This window comes from Citrobacter sp. wls615 (assembly GCF_005281355.1).
Classification (GTDB): domain Bacteria; phylum Pseudomonadota; class Gammaproteobacteria; order Enterobacterales; family Enterobacteriaceae; genus Citrobacter; species Citrobacter werkmanii.
In genome coordinates, this window is the sequence record NZ_SZXM01000079.1 from 1 (window position 1) to 607 (window position 607).

Consider the following 607-nt stretch of genomic DNA (forward strand, 5'->3'; position numbering starts at 1 on the left):
CTTTTTTAGCTGTGGCTAATACATCAGCTGCTTTTGCTGCGTCATTAGGAACTTCTTTGCTATAGGTGGTACTGCCGTCTGCGTTAACAGCCCCCCCCTTAGTAAAGCCAGCCAGGGTCAGGCTGTCGGCAGTCGCCGCTTTGTTATCCACTTCACCTTTACCGTTCACGTTGAAACCAGTCAAACCCAACGTAGAGGAAGTAATTTCTTTCAGGTCGATGGTGATGGTTTCGCCGTCGTTCGCACCAACCTGAATTTTCATGGAGCTGTCGGACGCCAGTACTTTCACACCGTTAAACTGAGTCTGACCGGAAACACGGTCAATTTCGCTCAGGCGCTGTGTGATTTCATTCTGGATGGAGTCCAGGTCAGACTGGGAGTTGGTGCCGTTGGTTGCCTGAACGGACAGTTCACGCACACGCTGCAGGTTGTTGTTGATTTCGGACAGTGCACCTTCAGTCGTCTGCGCGATGGATATACCGTCGTTGGCGTTACGGGAAGCCTGGGTCAGGCCTTTAACGTTGGCAGTGAAACGGTTAGCAATCGCCTGACCAGCAGCATCGTCTTTCGCGCTGTTGATACGCAGACCGGAAGACAGACGCTCGAT

The 607-nt window shown here is 52.2% G+C and carries 1 pseudogene; it reads right to left on the reverse strand.

The annotated features are described in order from the left end of the window. A pseudogene (locus FDX04_RS19655) lies at positions 1-607 on the reverse strand (flagellin FliC); the annotation flags it as partial.